We start from the raw sequence: 16,752 nt of genomic DNA on the forward strand, positions 1-16,752 counted from the left end.
ACTAGGTTTTAAACGTCCTTCTCTCAAAGCCCTTTCCCATTCCCAAACGAGATTTGGTGTCCGCAAATTAAAATGCTTAGCGGTAGCTGTTAATGAGGCATGATTTGTTAGACGCCATTTGATAACTTCTATTTTAAACGAATAAGGATGATATGTCCTGGGTGATTTTAGATTACCTTGAAGTGCCTTAGCTCCGGAGGAGTTAAACAGTCTAACCCATTCATAGAGCGTCGCACTGCCTCGAATCCCATATTGACTCATAATACTGGAAATAGATACACCACCCAGCCACTGTTTAATAGCGGCCATTTTAACTTCATAAGGAAACATAATAAAACCCCTTGAATTAGATTTCTCCAATTCAAGGGGTTCAGTTCATTTTGGAATGATCGCATTTTTTCGTTAAATGGCAACAATCAGCCGTTTTTCACCGACTTTATAGGCAGTGACTGGTCTAGCATATAAGGGGATCCTGATTAACATTTAAGCTGCCAATTTTAACAACTACCGGCAACCTTATGAGCGTCAACCCAGCCGCGCACGTTGTGTTGAGTGCTGATGACATAAATATAGCTGCTCTGATGCTGGGATTCTTTGATAACTGCTCGTTTAATAGAAATTACTGGTAAATAGTCGGCGTTGTGATCGACATGATACACGATTTTGCTGAAGTGAAGGTTATTATAAATATTTGCGTCATTACTCACGAAGACGTTGCTCTTCTGAAGACGAGTTATCTGGATTGTTGAGCGACTGGCTGACTCAGCATCAACTGGAGTTGTTTTAAAAGCAACGGTGATCCCCATAGATATCATGAGGGTCACGATCATTAATTGAATACTGTTGCGATCTTTGTAGGTCATAGCAGTTCCGTCCTTTCTTAAAATCATTCCCAAAAATAGTATAACATCATGATATCCAACTGACTCAATAGACGAGAACCGATCAATCACTAACCCCATTTATCAGCTTAAGTCACTAATTAAAAATCATTTAGCATATATTCTCTCGAAAACATAATACATTTATCATATAATATAATCGAATTTAGGTTGTTTCGATTAAGGTGTAAAGGACTTGGGGAGGTATTGAGGGTGCTCAAAAGGATCATGGTAATGATGCAAGCATTTTTATTGATGATGGTAGGTTATTTTTGCTTATCGGTTTCTGCTGCAGCACCGATTACTCCCCACGGAACGGCTCGATTTCCAACCGCTACTGCTACTATCAATATCTCGCATAACTCGACTCAGTACAAACACATTTGGGAGCGGGCAGTTCAGGCATGGAACCGAACCGGTGCTTTCACTTTTGTGCTGACGAAGTCAAAAGCGATGGTGACATCCACAACTGACACCAAACTTAGTGCCGATTATGCAGGTATGGCGTATATCGTCGTCAACAAACAGGGATATCTCAGCTACGTCGACACAGAAATTAATCCGGTCACGTTTAAAGTTTTCAAGTATTCGACTAGTGAAATGGTCAACGTTGCTGAGCATGAATTGGGTCACGCGATTGGATTGAATCACAATTCAAATCGAGCTAGTGTCATGTATCCGACCAACCGCTATTATAGTATTCAGCGAGTAGATATTGAAGGGGTGAACCGGTTCTATGGTGCTCAATCCAAGATGGTTAAATTACCCAGTCGCAGCGGAACTTTCCTGGATCCGGCCATTGATATTCAATCGAAGACAGTGTTTGATCACTTTGATTCACTGTCGTTTTCGACTTTCGAATATACGCCATTGGAATCTGAAGCGGAGCTGAGCCTGGTGGAATGCTTACAGGGTGAACAAGCGCTATTGGAGAAATTAGCATCTATTAATAGTGTCTAAAAGACTGGAACAGCGAGAGCAATCAGACTTCCAGACAACTGTTAATTGCAGAAGCTATCCTGAGGCAATTTGATCTCAGAATTTAAGTAAAAAAGCAATGCTTGGTTTTGGAATGCATTGCTTTTTGGTCTGAATAGTGTGAAATCGGCTAAGTTCCAAATTTCTCTTTTCCAATCCAGCTGATCACTCACTTAACGTTTACTGGATCTCTAAAGATAATTTTCTTATTCCGCATCGAAACTTGATCCATTTGAGTTGCATATAGTTGTTGAACGCTTTGAGTATCGACTTTTTGAATACTATAATAACGATTGGCAGCAAACATCACGCTGGCCCGGTTGGGATTGTGGAGAAGGCCAAGTGCGTGACCTAGTTCGTGTTCGGCGACATTAACCTTTTCAGCCGTCGAGTAATCATATGCAGCCAACGTTTGGGGGTTCAGTTCACTGGTAACTGATTGCATATAACCATCGCTACCGGTTGTGATGTAGGTCATTCCCGTATAGCTGCCGCTCAAGCTTGTATTTGTAGAGGTGTTGATTTGAGCACTTGAATCGGATGTGAGGACAAATTCAAATACCCCGGTTTGATTCCACGCTGTAACGGCCTTATTCCAAATTTTTTGATATTTAGCCGAATTGTTCGAGGTGTTAATTGTGGCGGTTGCCGATTCCCAACGGGCAGTGCCATGGGGGGTTATTTCGGCAGCAGAAACGGCCAATGAAGTGACAATTAGTAATGTGGTTATGATGACGATTGAACCGCTAATTTTAATGAATTTTTTGAGCACAATGAGCACTTCCTTTGGCTAATCAAACCAATGAAAATAGCTTGATTGAGATAAATAGAAACTTATCAATATAACCATTTCATTCTATTGTTATTATAATCTGAAGAAGTTTGATAAACAATGAATTAGGTTTCTAGAAATCCGTAACCATGGAGAAGCTGATTTAATAAGTGATGCCGATTATAAACGGTATTGTAGGTAAAATGTTTTAATGTTGCTTGGTTATTTTGTGAAAGTGTTCTATATTTGTTATATATAATCTTTAATTAATGGAGGAAGAATTCCGGTGGCGACTACGAACGTTCTTGAACAACCCTATATCAATATCACTAATATCATCTGGAGCTTTGATCATGTAACCAATCAGGTGAACATTTTATTAGTCAAGCGGGATAATGCGCCATACAAAGATTTTTGGGCGTTGCCAGAAACATTTATGAGATTCCAAGAAAGTGCTGATGATGCGGCGTTACGATTGGTAAAAGAAAAAATTGGCATGGAATTATCGGACAGCCATACTGAGCAGCTGGCAACTTTTACTAATAAGCTGCGGACTCCGGGTTCCCGGGCATTGTCCTTGGCATATATGACTTTTTTACCCGATAAGCCAGAACTTAAGGCAGGTTACGGGGCCGCAGATGCCCGTTGGTTTGCGATGGGGTATACCGAACAGCGATACCGGTTTTCAAATGGTGATCGCTCCTTTGAAACCGCCAAAGATGTCAGCGAAACGACCTACTATGAACAATTTGCGGCCAACCAGGCGCATCCGGACCAGCATCTGGCCTACGATCATGAATGGATCCTCAAAATTGCTTGTGATCGAATCCGCAACAAGCTTGATTACCAGCCCAATATTTTGCTGGTGCTGGGGGCAACATTCACGTTGAAAGATGCCCGGCTTGTATATTCGCCATTTTTAAAAACCCCCGTTAATCAGATTGATAATTCGAATTTTAAGAAGAGCCATCGAAAGTTATTTACCGATATTGGCACAACGGCTGCGAAACGACCTGGTCGCCCAGCCCGTTTATACAAGCTGGCCTACATTGGGGCTTGAATTAATCGGCAAATGGCGTTAGGGTATAATAAAAGTTTTGAATACTTTTATTTAGGCTAATAAAAGTTAATTTTACTTAAATTTAGCGAATTAAAAAGAAGGATGACTTATGGATAATTTATCAATGTTAACCGACTTGTATGAACTTTCGATGGCAAATGGTTACCAACAAACGATTCCTGACGAAGAAGGGGTCTTTGATGTCTTCTTTCGCAAGGTACCAGATAAGGGGAGTTTTGTCGTGGTCGCCGGCCTCCAACAGGTTGTCGAAGGGTTGCGCAACTTCCATTTTGACCAAAGTGATATCAATTACCTACGTTCCTTGGGATTGTTCAAAGAAGACTTCTTGGAGTATTTGAAGAATTTTCATTTTGACTGTCAGGTATCGGCTATCCCTGAAGGCACGCCAGTTTTTCCGCGAGAACCACTACTGACAATCCGCGGACCGCTGCTGCAGACTCAGTTGTTTGAAACGATGGTTCTCAACTTGATGAACCATCAATCACTGATTGCCACTAAAGCTCGTCGAATCACGTATGCTGCTGGCAAACGACCGGTGATGGAGTTCGGTGCCCGTAGAGCTCAGGGCCCAAGCAGTGCAACGTATGGTGCCCGGGCAGCTGTGATTGGCGGCTGCTCCAGCACGTCCAACGTTTTGGCCGCTAAGAAGTTTGGCATTCCAGCTGCCGGCACCATGGCCCATGCCTGGATTGAAGCTTTCCCGGATGAGTTGACCGCCTTTGAAAAATGGGCTGACGTTTATCCGGATACCGCGGCACTATTGGTTGATACCTACGACGTCTTGAAGTCCGGGGTTCCAAATGCGATTAAAGTATTTAAAAAGCTCAAAGCAAGTGGTCACAAACCGGTTGGCATCCGAATTGATTCAGGTGATATTACCCAACTAGCTCGTGGTGCCCGCAAGCTCCTCGATGATGCCGGTCTCCCAGAAGTGAAGATTACCGCTTCAAACGCGTTGGACGAACACGTTGTGATGTCCTTGCTGAATGAAGGGGCGCCACTGGATAATTTCGGAATTGGGGAAAATTTGATCACTAGTGCGTCATCGCCTGTTTTAAGTGGGGTTTATAAATTGGCTGCCGTTTCAGATGGCGGCAAACTCGTTCCGAAGATTAAAGTGAGTGCCAGTCGCGAAAAGGTGACCCTGCCAGGCTTGAAACAGGTTTATCGATTATATCACCATGGGACTAAGCAGGCCTTTGCCGATGTGATTGCATTGAAAGATGAAAAGTTGAATGACCAATTGGATGTCGTGAAGGCTAATCCATTGGTCACAAAACGAGATCAGTTCCTCACGGATTTTGATGCGGTCCCTCTTCAAGAAGCCGTCTTAGAGGGTGAAAAACTCAAGGCAGAATTACCGGACGTTTTCGAGATTCAAAAGCATAGTAAAGTGTTATTAAGTGAATTGCCTTCCGCCACTCAACGATTGGTTAATCCCGATGAATTCCCTGTGTATGTAACCCATGCATTGGATCAGATGCAGGAGAAGTTGTTGGAGGCAGAGGGAAAGTAGACTAGCGATTGTTTGAGCCACTGACTTTGGGTTGGTGGTTTTTTTTGTTACACTCCGGTTATTAACCGCTTGGTTCCGCGCACTTTTTCTAGGACCGCTCCTCCAAGCAGCAATCTGCACATAAGCACCTAATCCAAAAATCCCCAGAACCGGGATTTCTGGATTAGGAGACTTATGCTTCGATTGCTAACCGCTTGGACTCGCGCACTTTTTAAGGAACATTTAAGTTTATCTTGATATTCTGATTTGCATTGGGAAAACGGCGGCTACACAGTATAATTACCAGTAAGTTGTCCTTTAATGAAAATTAAGGCAGAAATCTCCTGAATTTATTCAGGCAGATGAATGCCTCTGCTGGTCACCTGCGGTGACCAATTTAGTGGATTGATTATCGATAGATTTTCAATCACTTTGCAGCTCAGATTCCCTAAAGTATTCATGTAAACCCTATTTGACCAAAGGTGCGTCCCAGCGGATCATACTTGATTACGGGCTATCTGGCACCACGCTCACGTTTGCGCATGATATAATCGTAGTATGGAAATATGAAGCGAGGTGAGAACCGTCGTATCGATGGCCAAGCTGGACTATCATTATGGGTTGAAGATTCGAATTTACCCCAGTGATCGACAGAAGCAAATCATCAAGGTGAATAGTGATGCTAGCCGGTTTATCTACAATCAGATGGTGGCCAGTAACCGCGAACTTTATCAACTAAAACGAGTTAAATTACCTGTTGAGTTGGTGCAAAATCGCATTCAGCAGCTGGAAGCTCGCCAAAATGCCAAACAGCTATCTAACCACTATCAGTTTTTAGCCGACCCCCGGATTGATAGCTTGACCAAGACCAATGCCATTCAGAATTATCGAAAAGCCTGGCAGGCTTTTCGTCAAGTGCACACCGCCGGGGTGCCCAACTTTCACCGTAAAAGTTATGCATGGAAATACCAAACCAATTGTCAGTACCCTGGGCAAAAATCGGCTCAGATGACCAATGGAACCGTGCGGTTCTTGGATGCAAAACATGTTCAGGTACCAAAGCTTGGCCGGTTGCGGATAAGCGGCGCTCATCAGCGACTATTGAAGCGCGATGAGACGCAAGCAATTCGGATTGGGACGGTGACGATCGCTAAAGATGCGGCTGACCGCTTCTTTTTATCCATGCAATTAGGCTCAAAAAAACCATTTGTTGAACCGGTGCTAATTCCACATCAGGCCGTGGGGATTGACTTAAATACCGAAAATTTTCTGACAACGAGTGACGGTGACGTCATTGCCAACCCGCGGTATTACCGGACGATTAAAGCTAAATTAGCCCGAGAACAGCGGAAGCTGTCCCGCCGTCAAATGCGCGCTAAGAAAGAACACCGGTCATTGTGGACAGCCAAAAATTATCAACAGCAACGGCAATTAGTCGCAAAACTCCATAATCAAGTTCGCCGCCAACGGCAGCACTTTCTCCAGCAACTTTCAACGACACTCATCAAAAGCCACGATCTGGTCGTTGCCGAGGAGCTCCGGAGTAAAAATCTGTTACGCAATCATGCCTTAGCCATGAGCATTGCCGATGTCGGCTGGCGGACTTTTCTTGGGATGCTGAGTTATAAAGCGGATCTGTATGGAATAACGTTTGTGACCGTGAATCCGAAAAACACGACGCAGATGTGTAATCAATGTCGCTTCGTGATGGGGACGCAAGGTACCGAAAAGTTAACCCTCGCGGATCGTCAATGGCAATGTCCCCGCTGTGGCACTCACCATATTCGGGATCATAATGCCGCTCGGAACGTTTTAGCCAAAGGTCAAGCTCAATTAGTCTAAACTAGACCGTTCCTCTGGCAACCTGGGAACGTAAACGGCATTGGTAATTAGCCGGTCCCTGCTTAGATCACTGCGGTGGTCTAAGTAAGCTGGCTGTATCTATGCAAATTGTGGTCGTGAAGCCGTTAGGTTTCAATGCTCACAAGCTCTTGACTTTAGTCAGGAGTGGTTGACTCTAAAAAGTGTAAAATCTATGGTGAATTATTAACGTTCATCAATTGCTTATCAATTATGTGAAATTGGAATTTAAATCAGAATGAGGTATAACAAACCATGAAAATTTTAGTTGTCGATGATGATAAAGAAATTGCTCAATTGCTTGAAATCTACATCCGAAATGAAGGCTACGAGCCAGTTTCTGCTTATAGTGGTAAAGAGGCTTTGACCCGGCTACGGACCGAATCTGACATTGGATTGATGATTTTGGATATTATGATGCCCGGCATGAGCGGAATTGAAGTCATCAAAGAGGTTCGTAAGGATTCTCAAATTCCGATTATCATCTTGTCAGCCAAAACCGAAGACATGGATAAAATCCAGGGCTTGATCAGCGGCGCTGACGATTACGTCACCAAGCCATTCAATCCACTGGAAGTCATGGCTCGGGTGAAGTCGTTATTGCGGCGGACCGAGGAACACGTTACCAATGATGCCCCAGACGTTTTGGACATTGGACCTTTGACTATTAATAAGGACTCCCATGAAGTTAAAACGATTACCGGCACGTTGATTCAATTGACTGCCTTGGAATTTGGAATTTTGTACTTGTTGGCCAGCCATCCCAACCGGGTCTTTTCGGCTGACGAAATTTTTGAACGCGTTTGGCGACAGGAAAGTATCGTTTCCGCTAAGACAGTCATGGTCCATGTGAGTCATTTACGAGATAAGATTGAAGAAGCGACTAACGGTGAAAAAGTTATCCAAACTGTTTGGGGCGTTGGCTACAAGATCGAATCACACTAATTTTAAAGAGGGATTACGTTGAAGCTAACCGGCCGTGAGAAAACTGAATTATTTTTGGAAGGGATCGTAACGGTCATTCTCCTTCTGTTATTAAACTTATCGATTGTGATTTTGATTAATCAATCTATTATGACCAACCCTGGCCTGCGGGATGGGATTTTTATCATTAAACGATCGATTTTAATTGGTCCGAATCATTACCATCTCTGGAGCTGGGAGAACATTTTCATCGCGCTGATGTTGGTGTTCGATGCGGCCGTCGTTTATTGGCGATTGATTCGGCGCTACCATCAAATGCAGTTGCGTCACATCATTACCGAGCTTCATTATATTGCCAACGGCCATTTGGATCATCGAATTAATTTTAAATTCAAAGACAATACGCAATCAGTTGTTGAAAGCATTAATGCGCTGGTTGATAGTGTTATCCACTCCATGGACGAGGAGCGGGCGATTGAGAGTTCCAAAGATGAGCTGATCACCAATGTCAGCCATGATTTGCGAACGCCGTTAACCTCGATTTTGGGGTATCTTGGCCTGATTCAAGATAAGCAGTACCATAGTGAAGAAGACCTGCTCAAGTATACTGAGATTGCTTATTTGAAAGCCAAACAAATGAAGTCCTTGGTGGATAATTTATTTGAGTATACCAAAGTCAAACAGACCGGGACGCCACTATCGATCAATAAGATTGACCTTAATCAGATGATGGAACAACTGGTCGCCAGCTTTGAGCTGGAAGCCAAAAAGAGTGGTCTGGCAATCTCTGCCAAAAATACCGAAAAGCCCCTCTACATTGAAGCGGATGCCGAAAAACTGGGGCGAGTCTTTAACAACCTGATTTCAAATGCGATTAAGTATGGCAAGGGTGGCCGCAACATCTTTTTGAGTGCCAGAATCGGCAAACCCGGTGAAGCGGTCATTGATGTTGCCAACGATGGGCCACAAATTCCCCAGAAGTCCCTTGACCAAATTTTTGAGCGCTTTTATCGAGTTGAGGAGTCCAGAAACAAAGATACCGGTGGCTCTGGCTTGGGCCTGGCAATTGCGCAGAGCATCATTGATCTGCACGGCGGCTACATTAATGTAACTTCGAGCCCTGAAATTACAACGTTTGCGATTCACGTTCCAATTAATCATGGTGATCATCTTTCAAAACCCAGCGACAAATTAAAAGGAACGCGGTAGAAGGGATGAAAATGAACTTACGATTTAAAGCGATCATTGCCTTAATAGGCACTTTTTTGCTGTCTGCAGGATTTGCGACCGGCGTTCAAGCGAGCTCCGTCACTGATCAACCGGCGATTGCTGCCAAAGCCGCGATTGCCGTTGATGCCAGAACCGGACAGATCTTGTATCAGAAAAACGCCCACCAAGCACTGCCGATTGCCTCAGTATCCAAGCTAATGACAATTTACATTGTTCATCAGCAAATCAAACAAAAGAAGTTAGCTTGGGATGACCAGGTGACCATTTCGCCAGCGCTTGCTAAATTGAGCACCGCTAGTGGGCTGACCAATGTGCCATTGACTGCCGGCAAGTCATACTCTGTGCGTCAGTTAGTCAATGCAACGTTGGTGGCCTCGGCCAATGCGGCTGCGTTGGCGTTGGGCCAGAAAGTTGCGGGAACGCCGGTGAAATTTGCGAAATTGATGAATCAAACGGCCAAGCAGATCGGAATCAAGGATGCTAAATTTTATAATGCCTCCGGGCTGACTAACAAGCTAACTGGGGGACTGGCATTGGCAAACGTGAGCGGGGATGCCGAAAATGAGCTATCCGCCAGCGATGTTGCCTTATTAGCCAGCAAACTAATCAAGGCTTTTCCGAGGGTGACTGAAATTACCAAAAAGACGGTCTCGACTTTTTACGGCACAGCAATTACCGGTCACAACCAGCTGCTTAACGATCACCAAATTGCCAAGGGCGTTGTGGTGGACGGCTTGAAGACTGGGACGTCCGATAAAGCCGGTGCTTGTTTCGTGGGATCAGCCACCCGCAAACATCACCGAATTATTACGGTGGTGCTTGGCAGTCGTAACAAGAGCGCGACCGATCCGGCAAGATTTATTCAAACCGCTAAGTTAATGCGGTACGTATTCACTGATCAGCATCCCATTACGTTAAGCAAAGGAAGCCAAATTAAAGGTGTTGGCAAAGCGGCTGTTCCGGATGGGAAACAGGTCGATGTTCAACCGGTTGTCAAGCAGACGACGTGGGTCTGGACGCCGAAAAATATTTCCAAGCAGCAAGTTCAGGGAAAATATGTCCATTTGAATCAAAAAATTGCTGCCCCGGCCAAGAAGGGGACGGCTGCCGGCAAGACTCAATTGACTTACGGGCAGGTTTTACCGAAATATTTGCAAGCTGATGAGGCTAAGGTTCAATTGGTTACCAACAAATCGATAAAAAAAGCCAACCCGTTCATTCTCCTATGGCGCGCGATTTTGCGACTGTTTTAGCAAAACATTTGGTTAAAAGTGTTTATTAATTTGGTGATATCCAATATAATTGTATCTGGATTGTGTTTACATGATTTTTACACGGGCTTACAGTCCTGAGTGCTTAATGATGGAGGAATCCTTTTGGGTAAAGACATAGCGAAATCTAGAGAGAAGCTTCCATATTGGCGTCGAATCCTTGATGCTTCGCTACCGGTAGATTTGAGTTACATTCCAATCGGCTTGGCGTGTGGAATTTTGCTGAACGCTTCTGGATTCAACGTGTGGACAACTTTAATGGTTTCAGTAATGGTGTTCTCAGGCGGGGCGCAATTTTTGATTGCGTCACTGCTGGCAACGAGTGCACCAATGTATTCAGTTATTTTGATGATGTTTTTCCTCGAACTGCGTTATGCCTTGCTGGGATCGAGTCTTTCCAAGTATTTGCATGGCCAGTCGCTTGGATTTACCGCTTTATTTGCGGCTTCAATGAATGATGAAAACTACGCACTTAATTATTTAAAATTTTCAACGGATAAGAAGTTTACGCCCAGGGAAGCCTTACACGTCGAACATATGACGTTGGTGTTTTGGACCATTAGTAATCTGATTGGCAGCCTGATTGGTAGTGCGATTCACATCGATTTAACCATTGTTCACTTTGCGCTAACAGCGTTATTCCTTTATATGATCGTTGTTCAACTCAAGAATGGGTTGATTATTCTGATCTGCATTCTGTCCGGGTTATTGGCCGCTTACTTCATGGTACTGACCAAATCAACCCTCGGCCTGGTCATCTCAACCTTGGTCGCTTCGTTTATTGGTTTTATGGTGGAAGCATCAATCAGAAAATATTTACCGAACAGTGGCCTGCTGCGGCACCTCAAGAACCCGGCTGGCTCACCTGATGACGTTGATGAGTAGGAGTTAGAACGTATGGAATGGAACACGACACAACATGTTTGGTTGGTATTAGGGTGTTTTTGCGTGGCTTTTGCGCCGCGATTAATTCCCCTACTATTTTTTCGTACCCGAAAAATTCCCGTTTGGTTTAACGAATGGATGAGATATGTCCCGGTTTCACTATTTACTGCACTGGTCGTAAAGGACATTTTTATCACCCCGGACTACGTGGTTTCAATCGCTGGTCGGGCCCCGGAAATGATTGCGGCGGTTATCGTGATTGGAATTGCTTATTGGACGCGTTCAATGGCCATTTCGGTTGTGCTTGGATTGGGCGCCGTATTTTTGCTGGCGATGGTCGTGTGAAAATTTGACGAAATAAGATACATAGATCAATCAATAAGCCTGTGTCTTTACTCAGTTGGAATTCAACGGAGTGAAGGCACAGGCTTATTTGATTTTTCAACTAAAAGTGACAATATGAAATTCTTATTTCTGGTGAAAATTAATTGCCGATTCCAAACAATCCCAAAATTGTTCTGAAGCCAGCGTAAGCCATGAAAATGACTACGATCCAACCCGTCCAGGTCAACCATGCCGGATGATGATATTTCACACCCATGATCGGTTGTCGGTGAGAAGCCAGCAGCAAGATTGCCAAGGCGATTGGCAACACAAATCCGTTGAGGGCCCCCACAACAACTAAGACTTTAGCAGGGCTGCCGATAAAGTAGAAAATAGCGGTTGAGATAATGATGAAGCCGATGATAAAGCTGCTTCGGTAACGTTTGAACATCACCCCGGCCCGATCACTCACCGCGTAATCCAAGAATGAGGTAGAAGTAAAGGTGGAGCCTAAAGTTGATGACATCCCGGAAGCAAATAACAGCAGGCCAAAGAATTTATAGCCAAAGTTACCAGCCGCATACTTGAAAATTGAAGCCGCTGGGTTGGTTGGGTCCAGTTTATAACCTGCGGTAACCACTGCAAGGCCAGCGAGGAAAAGCATTACCCGAATGACTGAGGCAATTCCAATTCCAGTCAGGGCACCTTCGTTGACATATTTAATGGCGCCAGGACCCTTTGCGCCACCTTCAAGCAATCGATGACCACCTGAGAATGAAATATAGCCACCAACGGTTCCACCAACGATCGTTACGATGGAGTAAAAGTTGACGTTTGAGGGATCAAATGCATGTGCTGCAGCGGTGCCGTATGGAACGGTCATCACCGATAGAATATAGAGCAAAATACCAATTTTGATAACAGCGAGAATCTGGACAGTGATGTCCATGGCTTTTAACGCATTTTTGATAATCAACACAATGATGGCGATTGCCGCGGCGATCAGGGCACCGTTTTCCGGTGAGATTCCGAACAACACGTTGAGGCCTAAGCCGGCACCGCCGATATTGCCGATGTTAAAGAACAAGCCACCCATCGCCACTAGGAAGGAGAGGACGTATCCTAAGCCTGGAAACACCTCATTGGCAATCACCTGGGCTCGTTTTCCTGAAACGATAATAATTCGCCAGATGTTTAACTGAACGACGATGTCAACAATAATACAAATCAAAATTGCGAATCCAAAGTTGGCACCCAACTGGCCGGTAAACGTGGCGGTCTGGGTTAAGAATCCAGGACCAACGGCGGCCATCGCCATTAAGAAGGCGGCACCTAACGCAGCACTCCGTAGTCGTTTGTTCTTTGCGGGTGTTTCAATTTGAGGCTCTTTCATAAGCATCTTCCTTTCGAATTAACGGGTCTTAATGGCAATTCCTTCTTGTTTCAATGCTTGTGTCAAGTGCTTGACGATTTCAAGAGCTGCACTGTTGTCACCGTGGACACAGATGGAGTCGACCTTGATTGGGACGGTTTCTCCAGTCACCGCGACAACGGATTGGGTCTTGATCATGGAGATGGTTCGTTTGGCAATTTCGTCGGGATCGTGCAACACGGCGTTATCCTGACTTCTTGGAACTAAGCTGCCGTCTACTTGATAGTTTCGGTCGGCGAAGACTTCTTGCGCAACGGGAAGGCCAAGATTCTGAGCGGCAGTAACTAAGGCACTGTTGGAAAGGGCATAGACCATTAAATGAGGATCTTCAGCCTTGATACCCTGACAAATGGCAGTGGCCAGTGCCAGGTCTTTACCAGCGGCGTTGTAAAGTGCCCCATGAGGTTTGACATGATGCAGTCGGTGGGTCTTTGTAAAGCCGGCCAGTGCGGCAATTTGGTAGGTCACCATGTGGGTTACCGCCGCTGCGGAGAGATCCATTTTCCGGCGGCCAAAGCCATCAAGGTCAGGGAAGCCAGGATGGGCACCGACACCGATTCCCGCCTTCTCAGCCATTTCAACTGTTTGATACATCACGTCAGGATCGCCAGCGTGAAAGCCACACGCAATGTTAGCTGAACTAATGAGTGGAATCACTTGGTCGTCGTTGCCTAAATGGTAGCGGCCATAACTTTCGCCAAGATCACTATTGAGATCAATTGTTGTCATTGGAAATTCCTCCTAAAAATAAGTGAGCGGAGCAAAGCGGTTAGAAACTGGAATATAAGTCTCCTTCTACGGAAATCCCCGATTCTGGGATTTTTGTAGAAGGCGCTTAGGTGGAAGTTTCTGCTTTACACAGCTGTCCTAGTATTTTAATGTTGCATTGACAACGTCGGTCACCAGCATGTGGCCCGGCGCGTGGGTAATGACCAGCGGCGGCTTGGTCTGCATAATCACGTTTTGGGGCGTGACGCCACATGGCCAGAAAACAGGTTGTTCGCCAGCTTTAATTGTCACCGGATCGCCATAATCGGGATGTGCCAAATCAGAAATGCCGATGGTTTCGGGATCCCCGATTTGGATTGGGGCACCGTGAACTTTTGGCATTGCGCCGGTTACCTGGACTGCTGTTGGAATCTGGGTTTCTGGGATGGGACGCATGCTGACGACCATGTTGCCGTGGAATGGGCCAGCAGATTTTAGCGGGATGTTCGTATTAAACATTGGCACATTCACTTTTTCGGTGATGTTTCGAACTTCAATCCCGGCAGCGAGTAGTTCCGATTCAAATGAGAAGCTGCAGCCAATGATGAAGCTGACAAAATCATTTTGCCAAATGTCTGCAACCGATGTGACTTCGGCATCGACTTTGCCATTGCGGTAAATCCGGTATTTTGGAAAATCGTTGGCCAAATCAATATCGTCAGCGAACTCATGTAGCTTGCGGCTACCGGTGTCGCTCACCTCAAGCACTGGACAGGGGCGGGGATTTCGTTGTGTAAACAATAGGAAATCATACGCGAGATCTTTGGGAAGAATTGCCAGGTTTGCCTGGGTATAGCCTGGACACAGGCCGCTTGTCTGTCCGAAAAAGTCACCACTGCGAATTAAATGCCGCAGTTCAACTGGAGATAGAGTTGTCATATCAGTCGTCATAAGAATCTTCCTCCTTCTCAGCCAGTTGTTTGTCGAGCCAGTTGACATCGGTTTTCTCCTCAATCAAGTCTGGTTCGGCCAGCAACTGGGATAGCATTTCCAGATTGGTCGAAATGCCGACAATGACCGTTTCATCGATCATCGTTCTCATTTCATTTAAGACAACGTTGCGATTGGGGCCGAAAACGATCAGTTTGGCGATCATGGCGTCGTAGTTCGGGGGCACCGTATAGCCTTGATAAAGGGCGGTGTCAACGCGGACACCCAGTCCACCAGGAAAATGTAAGCCAGTGATGGTTCCCGGTGTCAGCGCCGTGATGCGGCACTCTAGGGCGTAGTTGGAAACGGTTGGCCGGTCGTCAACCAACGTTTCACCAGCCGCGACCCGAAATTGGGCATCAATGAGGTCCAAGCCGGTGGTTTGTTCGGTAATTGGATGTTCAACCTGAATCCGGGTGTTCATTTCCATGAAGTAAAATGCACCGGGGCCGTTGTAGAGAAATTCGACGGTACCAACGCCTTCGTAATGAATCTTGGAAACGGCCTGTTCGCTGGTGGAAAACATTTGTTGGCGGGTGGCGTCGTCCAAAGCCGGTGCTGGGGCTTCTTCCATGACCTTCTGGTGATTGGCTTGAATTGTACAATCCCGCTCACCGATTGCCAGCACCTTGCCAGCTTGATCGGCAATCAACTGAATTTCAATGTGCCGGGGGTGCGTTAGGTATTGCTCCAGATACATATGGTCGTCATCGAATGCTGACCTGGCTTCATCTTGGCAGAGTTCAAACGTGCTTTCGAATTGCTCAGGATATTCCACAACTCGCATCCCTTTGCCGCCACCGCCAGCGCTTGCCTTAATCATGATTGGAAAGCCGATCTTTTTGGCTTCAGTCAAAGCTTCCTTTGAATCGGTCAGGACGGTTGGACTGCCCTTTACGAGGGGCATGCCGGCCTGTTTCATCGTTTCTCTGGCCTGTTCCTTATTGCCCAGCAATGAAATCGCATCGGCGCTTGGCCCAATAAAAATCAGATTGTTTTCTTCACAGGCGCGGGCAAAATCGGCGTTTTCTGAAAGAAAGCCATAACCTGGGTGAATGGCGTCGGCGCCGGTTAATTGCGCGGCAGTGATAATGTTATTGATATTTAAATAACTGTTGGCAGCGTTGGCCGGGCCGATACAGATGGCTGAATCGGCTAGTTTGGTATGCAAGGCATTTCTGTCGGCTGTGGAATAGATTGCAACCGTCTGCAGCCCCAACTGGCGGCAGGCGCGAATGATCCGCACGGCAATTTCACCACGGTTGGCAACGAGGACCTTATGAAATGGCCATTGTTCAATTGGTTTATGCGAGTTGAATAAGTGGTTCATCGAACTCAACTCCTTGGCCGTCCGTGGCAAGAATTTGGGTAACGATTCCCGCCTTGTCGGCTTTGATTTCATTCATCACTTTCATTGCTTCAATAATGCCAATCGTGTCTCCGATCTCGATATGATCGCCAATCGAAACAAATGGCGGATCGTCAGGGGACTTGGATGAATAAAAGGTCCCGATGGTCGTGGCATTGATGGTGTTTTGTTCGTCAGAGGCGGCCGGTTCAGGAGCCGCTGGAGACGTTGACCCGACTGGCTGGTTCAACGCACGTTTCAGCTTTACCCGGTCGTTTCCGGATTGATACGTTAACTCGGATAACTGATTCTCTTTTAAAATCTTGGCTAATTCATGAACCGTTTCAATGTTCATGGTGGCACCTCCTAAAAATGAGTGAGCGGATCCAAGCGGTTAGAAGTCGGAGTGTAAGTCTCCTTTGGCAGGAATCCCTGATTCTGGGATTTTTGCCAAAGGTGCTTACGTGCAGGTTGCTGCCTGGAGGAGCTGTCCTAAGAAGCTGTCTAAAATCTCTTAAGTAATAGTGCTAAAAACGCTAAAACGACCATTTGCAGACTGGTGGTTAATTGACG

General features: G+C 45.6%; 17 protein-coding genes. 9 read left to right on the forward strand and 8 right to left on the reverse strand.

The features are described from left to right. Both KTE19_RS09950 and KTE19_RS09955 read right to left on the reverse strand, forming a co-directional pair. On the reverse strand, positions 1–330 hold a 330-nt coding region (locus KTE19_RS09950), incomplete at its 3' end, for a helix-turn-helix domain-containing protein (protein ID WP_217342202.1). A 167-nt stretch (positions 331–497) separates the two neighbouring features. Then, positions 498–863 carry a hypothetical protein gene (locus KTE19_RS09955; protein ID WP_217342203.1) on the reverse strand — a complete coding sequence of 122 codons (366 nt, stop codon included), beginning with the start codon at positions 861–863 and terminating at the stop codon, positions 498–500. 231 nt (positions 864–1,094) lie between these two features. Between KTE19_RS09955 and KTE19_RS09960 the strand changes: the two genes are divergently transcribed. Further along, positions 1,095–1,841, forward strand: coding sequence for a matrixin family metalloprotease (locus KTE19_RS09960; protein WP_347339413.1), 747 nt, complete (start codon positions 1,095–1,097; stop codon positions 1,839–1,841). Positions 1,842–2,028: 187 nt separating this feature from the next. Here the strand turns inward: KTE19_RS09960 and KTE19_RS09965 are convergent, their stop codons facing one another. Continuing rightward, entirely contained in the window at positions 2,029–2,631 is a 603-nt protein-coding gene (locus tag KTE19_RS09965) for a matrixin family metalloprotease (RefSeq protein ID WP_289427178.1), read from the reverse strand. A 286-nt stretch (positions 2,632–2,917) separates the two neighbouring features. Between KTE19_RS09965 and KTE19_RS09970 the strand changes: the two genes are divergently transcribed. The 8 genes from KTE19_RS09970 to KTE19_RS10005 all read left to right on the forward strand — a co-directional run bounded on the left by KTE19_RS09970 (position 2,918) and on the right by KTE19_RS10005 (position 11,722). Then, positions 2,918–3,691, forward strand: coding sequence for an NrtR DNA-binding winged helix domain-containing protein (locus KTE19_RS09970; protein WP_217164162.1), 774 nt, complete (start codon positions 2,918–2,920; stop codon positions 3,689–3,691). Positions 3,692–3,800: 109 nt separating this feature from the next. Beyond that, entirely contained in the window at positions 3,801–5,228 is a 1,428-nt protein-coding gene (locus tag KTE19_RS09975) for a nicotinate phosphoribosyltransferase (RefSeq protein ID WP_217342204.1), read from the forward strand. A 573-nt stretch (positions 5,229–5,801) separates the two neighbouring features. Continuing rightward, on the forward strand, positions 5,802–7,049 hold the full coding sequence (locus KTE19_RS09980; protein ID WP_217342208.1) for an RNA-guided endonuclease InsQ/TnpB family protein: 1,248 nt from the start codon (positions 5,802–5,804) through the stop codon (positions 7,047–7,049). Positions 7,050–7,322: 273 nt separating this feature from the next. Continuing rightward, positions 7,323–8,012 (forward strand): response regulator transcription factor CroR, encoded by a 690-nt coding sequence (gene croR, locus KTE19_RS09985; RefSeq protein ID WP_217164166.1) that lies wholly within the window; start codon positions 7,323–7,325, stop codon positions 8,010–8,012. A gap of 18 nt (positions 8,013–8,030) precedes the next feature. Next, positions 8,031–9,200 (forward strand): sensor histidine kinase, encoded by a 1,170-nt coding sequence (locus KTE19_RS09990; protein WP_217164169.1) that lies wholly within the window; start codon positions 8,031–8,033, stop codon positions 9,198–9,200. A gap of 11 nt (positions 9,201–9,211) precedes the next feature. Then, on the forward strand, positions 9,212–10,474 hold the full coding sequence (locus KTE19_RS09995) for a D-alanyl-D-alanine carboxypeptidase family protein (protein WP_217164171.1): 1,263 nt from the start codon (positions 9,212–9,214) through the stop codon (positions 10,472–10,474). Positions 10,475–10,597: 123 nt separating this feature from the next. After that, positions 10,598–11,377 (forward strand): AzlC family ABC transporter permease, encoded by a 780-nt coding sequence (locus tag KTE19_RS10000; RefSeq protein WP_217342205.1) that lies wholly within the window; start codon positions 10,598–10,600, stop codon positions 11,375–11,377. A 12-nt stretch (positions 11,378–11,389) separates the two neighbouring features. Next, a complete protein-coding gene (locus KTE19_RS10005) occupies positions 11,390–11,722 on the forward strand; it encodes an AzlD domain-containing protein (protein WP_056983315.1) in 333 nt (110 codons plus the stop codon). A gap of 139 nt (positions 11,723–11,861) precedes the next feature. On the opposite strand, the gene KTE19_RS10010 is transcribed toward KTE19_RS10005, so the two are convergent. The 5 genes from KTE19_RS10010 to KTE19_RS10030 all read right to left on the reverse strand — a co-directional run bounded on the left by KTE19_RS10010 (position 11,862) and on the right by KTE19_RS10030 (position 16,534). After that, positions 11,862–13,094, reverse strand: coding sequence for an NRAMP family divalent metal transporter (locus tag KTE19_RS10010; protein WP_430681880.1), 1,233 nt, complete (start codon positions 13,092–13,094; stop codon positions 11,862–11,864). An 18-nt stretch (positions 13,095–13,112) separates the two neighbouring features. Further along, positions 13,113–13,862 (reverse strand): LamB/YcsF family protein, encoded by a 750-nt coding sequence (locus tag KTE19_RS10015; protein ID WP_217164177.1) that lies wholly within the window; start codon positions 13,860–13,862, stop codon positions 13,113–13,115. Between the two features lie 138 nt (positions 13,863–14,000). Then, positions 14,001–14,792 (reverse strand): putative hydro-lyase, encoded by a 792-nt coding sequence (locus KTE19_RS10020; RefSeq protein ID WP_217164179.1) that lies wholly within the window; start codon positions 14,790–14,792, stop codon positions 14,001–14,003. Beyond that, positions 14,782–16,161, reverse strand: a complete 1,380-nt coding sequence (locus KTE19_RS10025; protein WP_217164181.1) for an acetyl-CoA carboxylase biotin carboxylase subunit — start codon at positions 16,159–16,161, stop codon at positions 14,782–14,784. The genes KTE19_RS10020 and KTE19_RS10025 overlap by 11 nt, the downstream gene beginning before the upstream one ends. Continuing rightward, a complete protein-coding gene (locus KTE19_RS10030) occupies positions 16,136–16,534 on the reverse strand; it encodes an acetyl-CoA carboxylase biotin carboxyl carrier protein (RefSeq protein WP_217164183.1) in 399 nt (132 codons plus the stop codon). The genes KTE19_RS10025 and KTE19_RS10030 overlap by 26 nt, the downstream gene beginning before the upstream one ends. Between the last annotated feature and the right edge of the window lie 218 nt (positions 16,535–16,752).

Origin of the sequence: Lentilactobacillus dabitei, assembly GCF_019061365.1 — a bacterium.
Lineage (GTDB): Bacteria > Bacillota > Bacilli > Lactobacillales > Lactobacillaceae > Lentilactobacillus > Lentilactobacillus dabitei.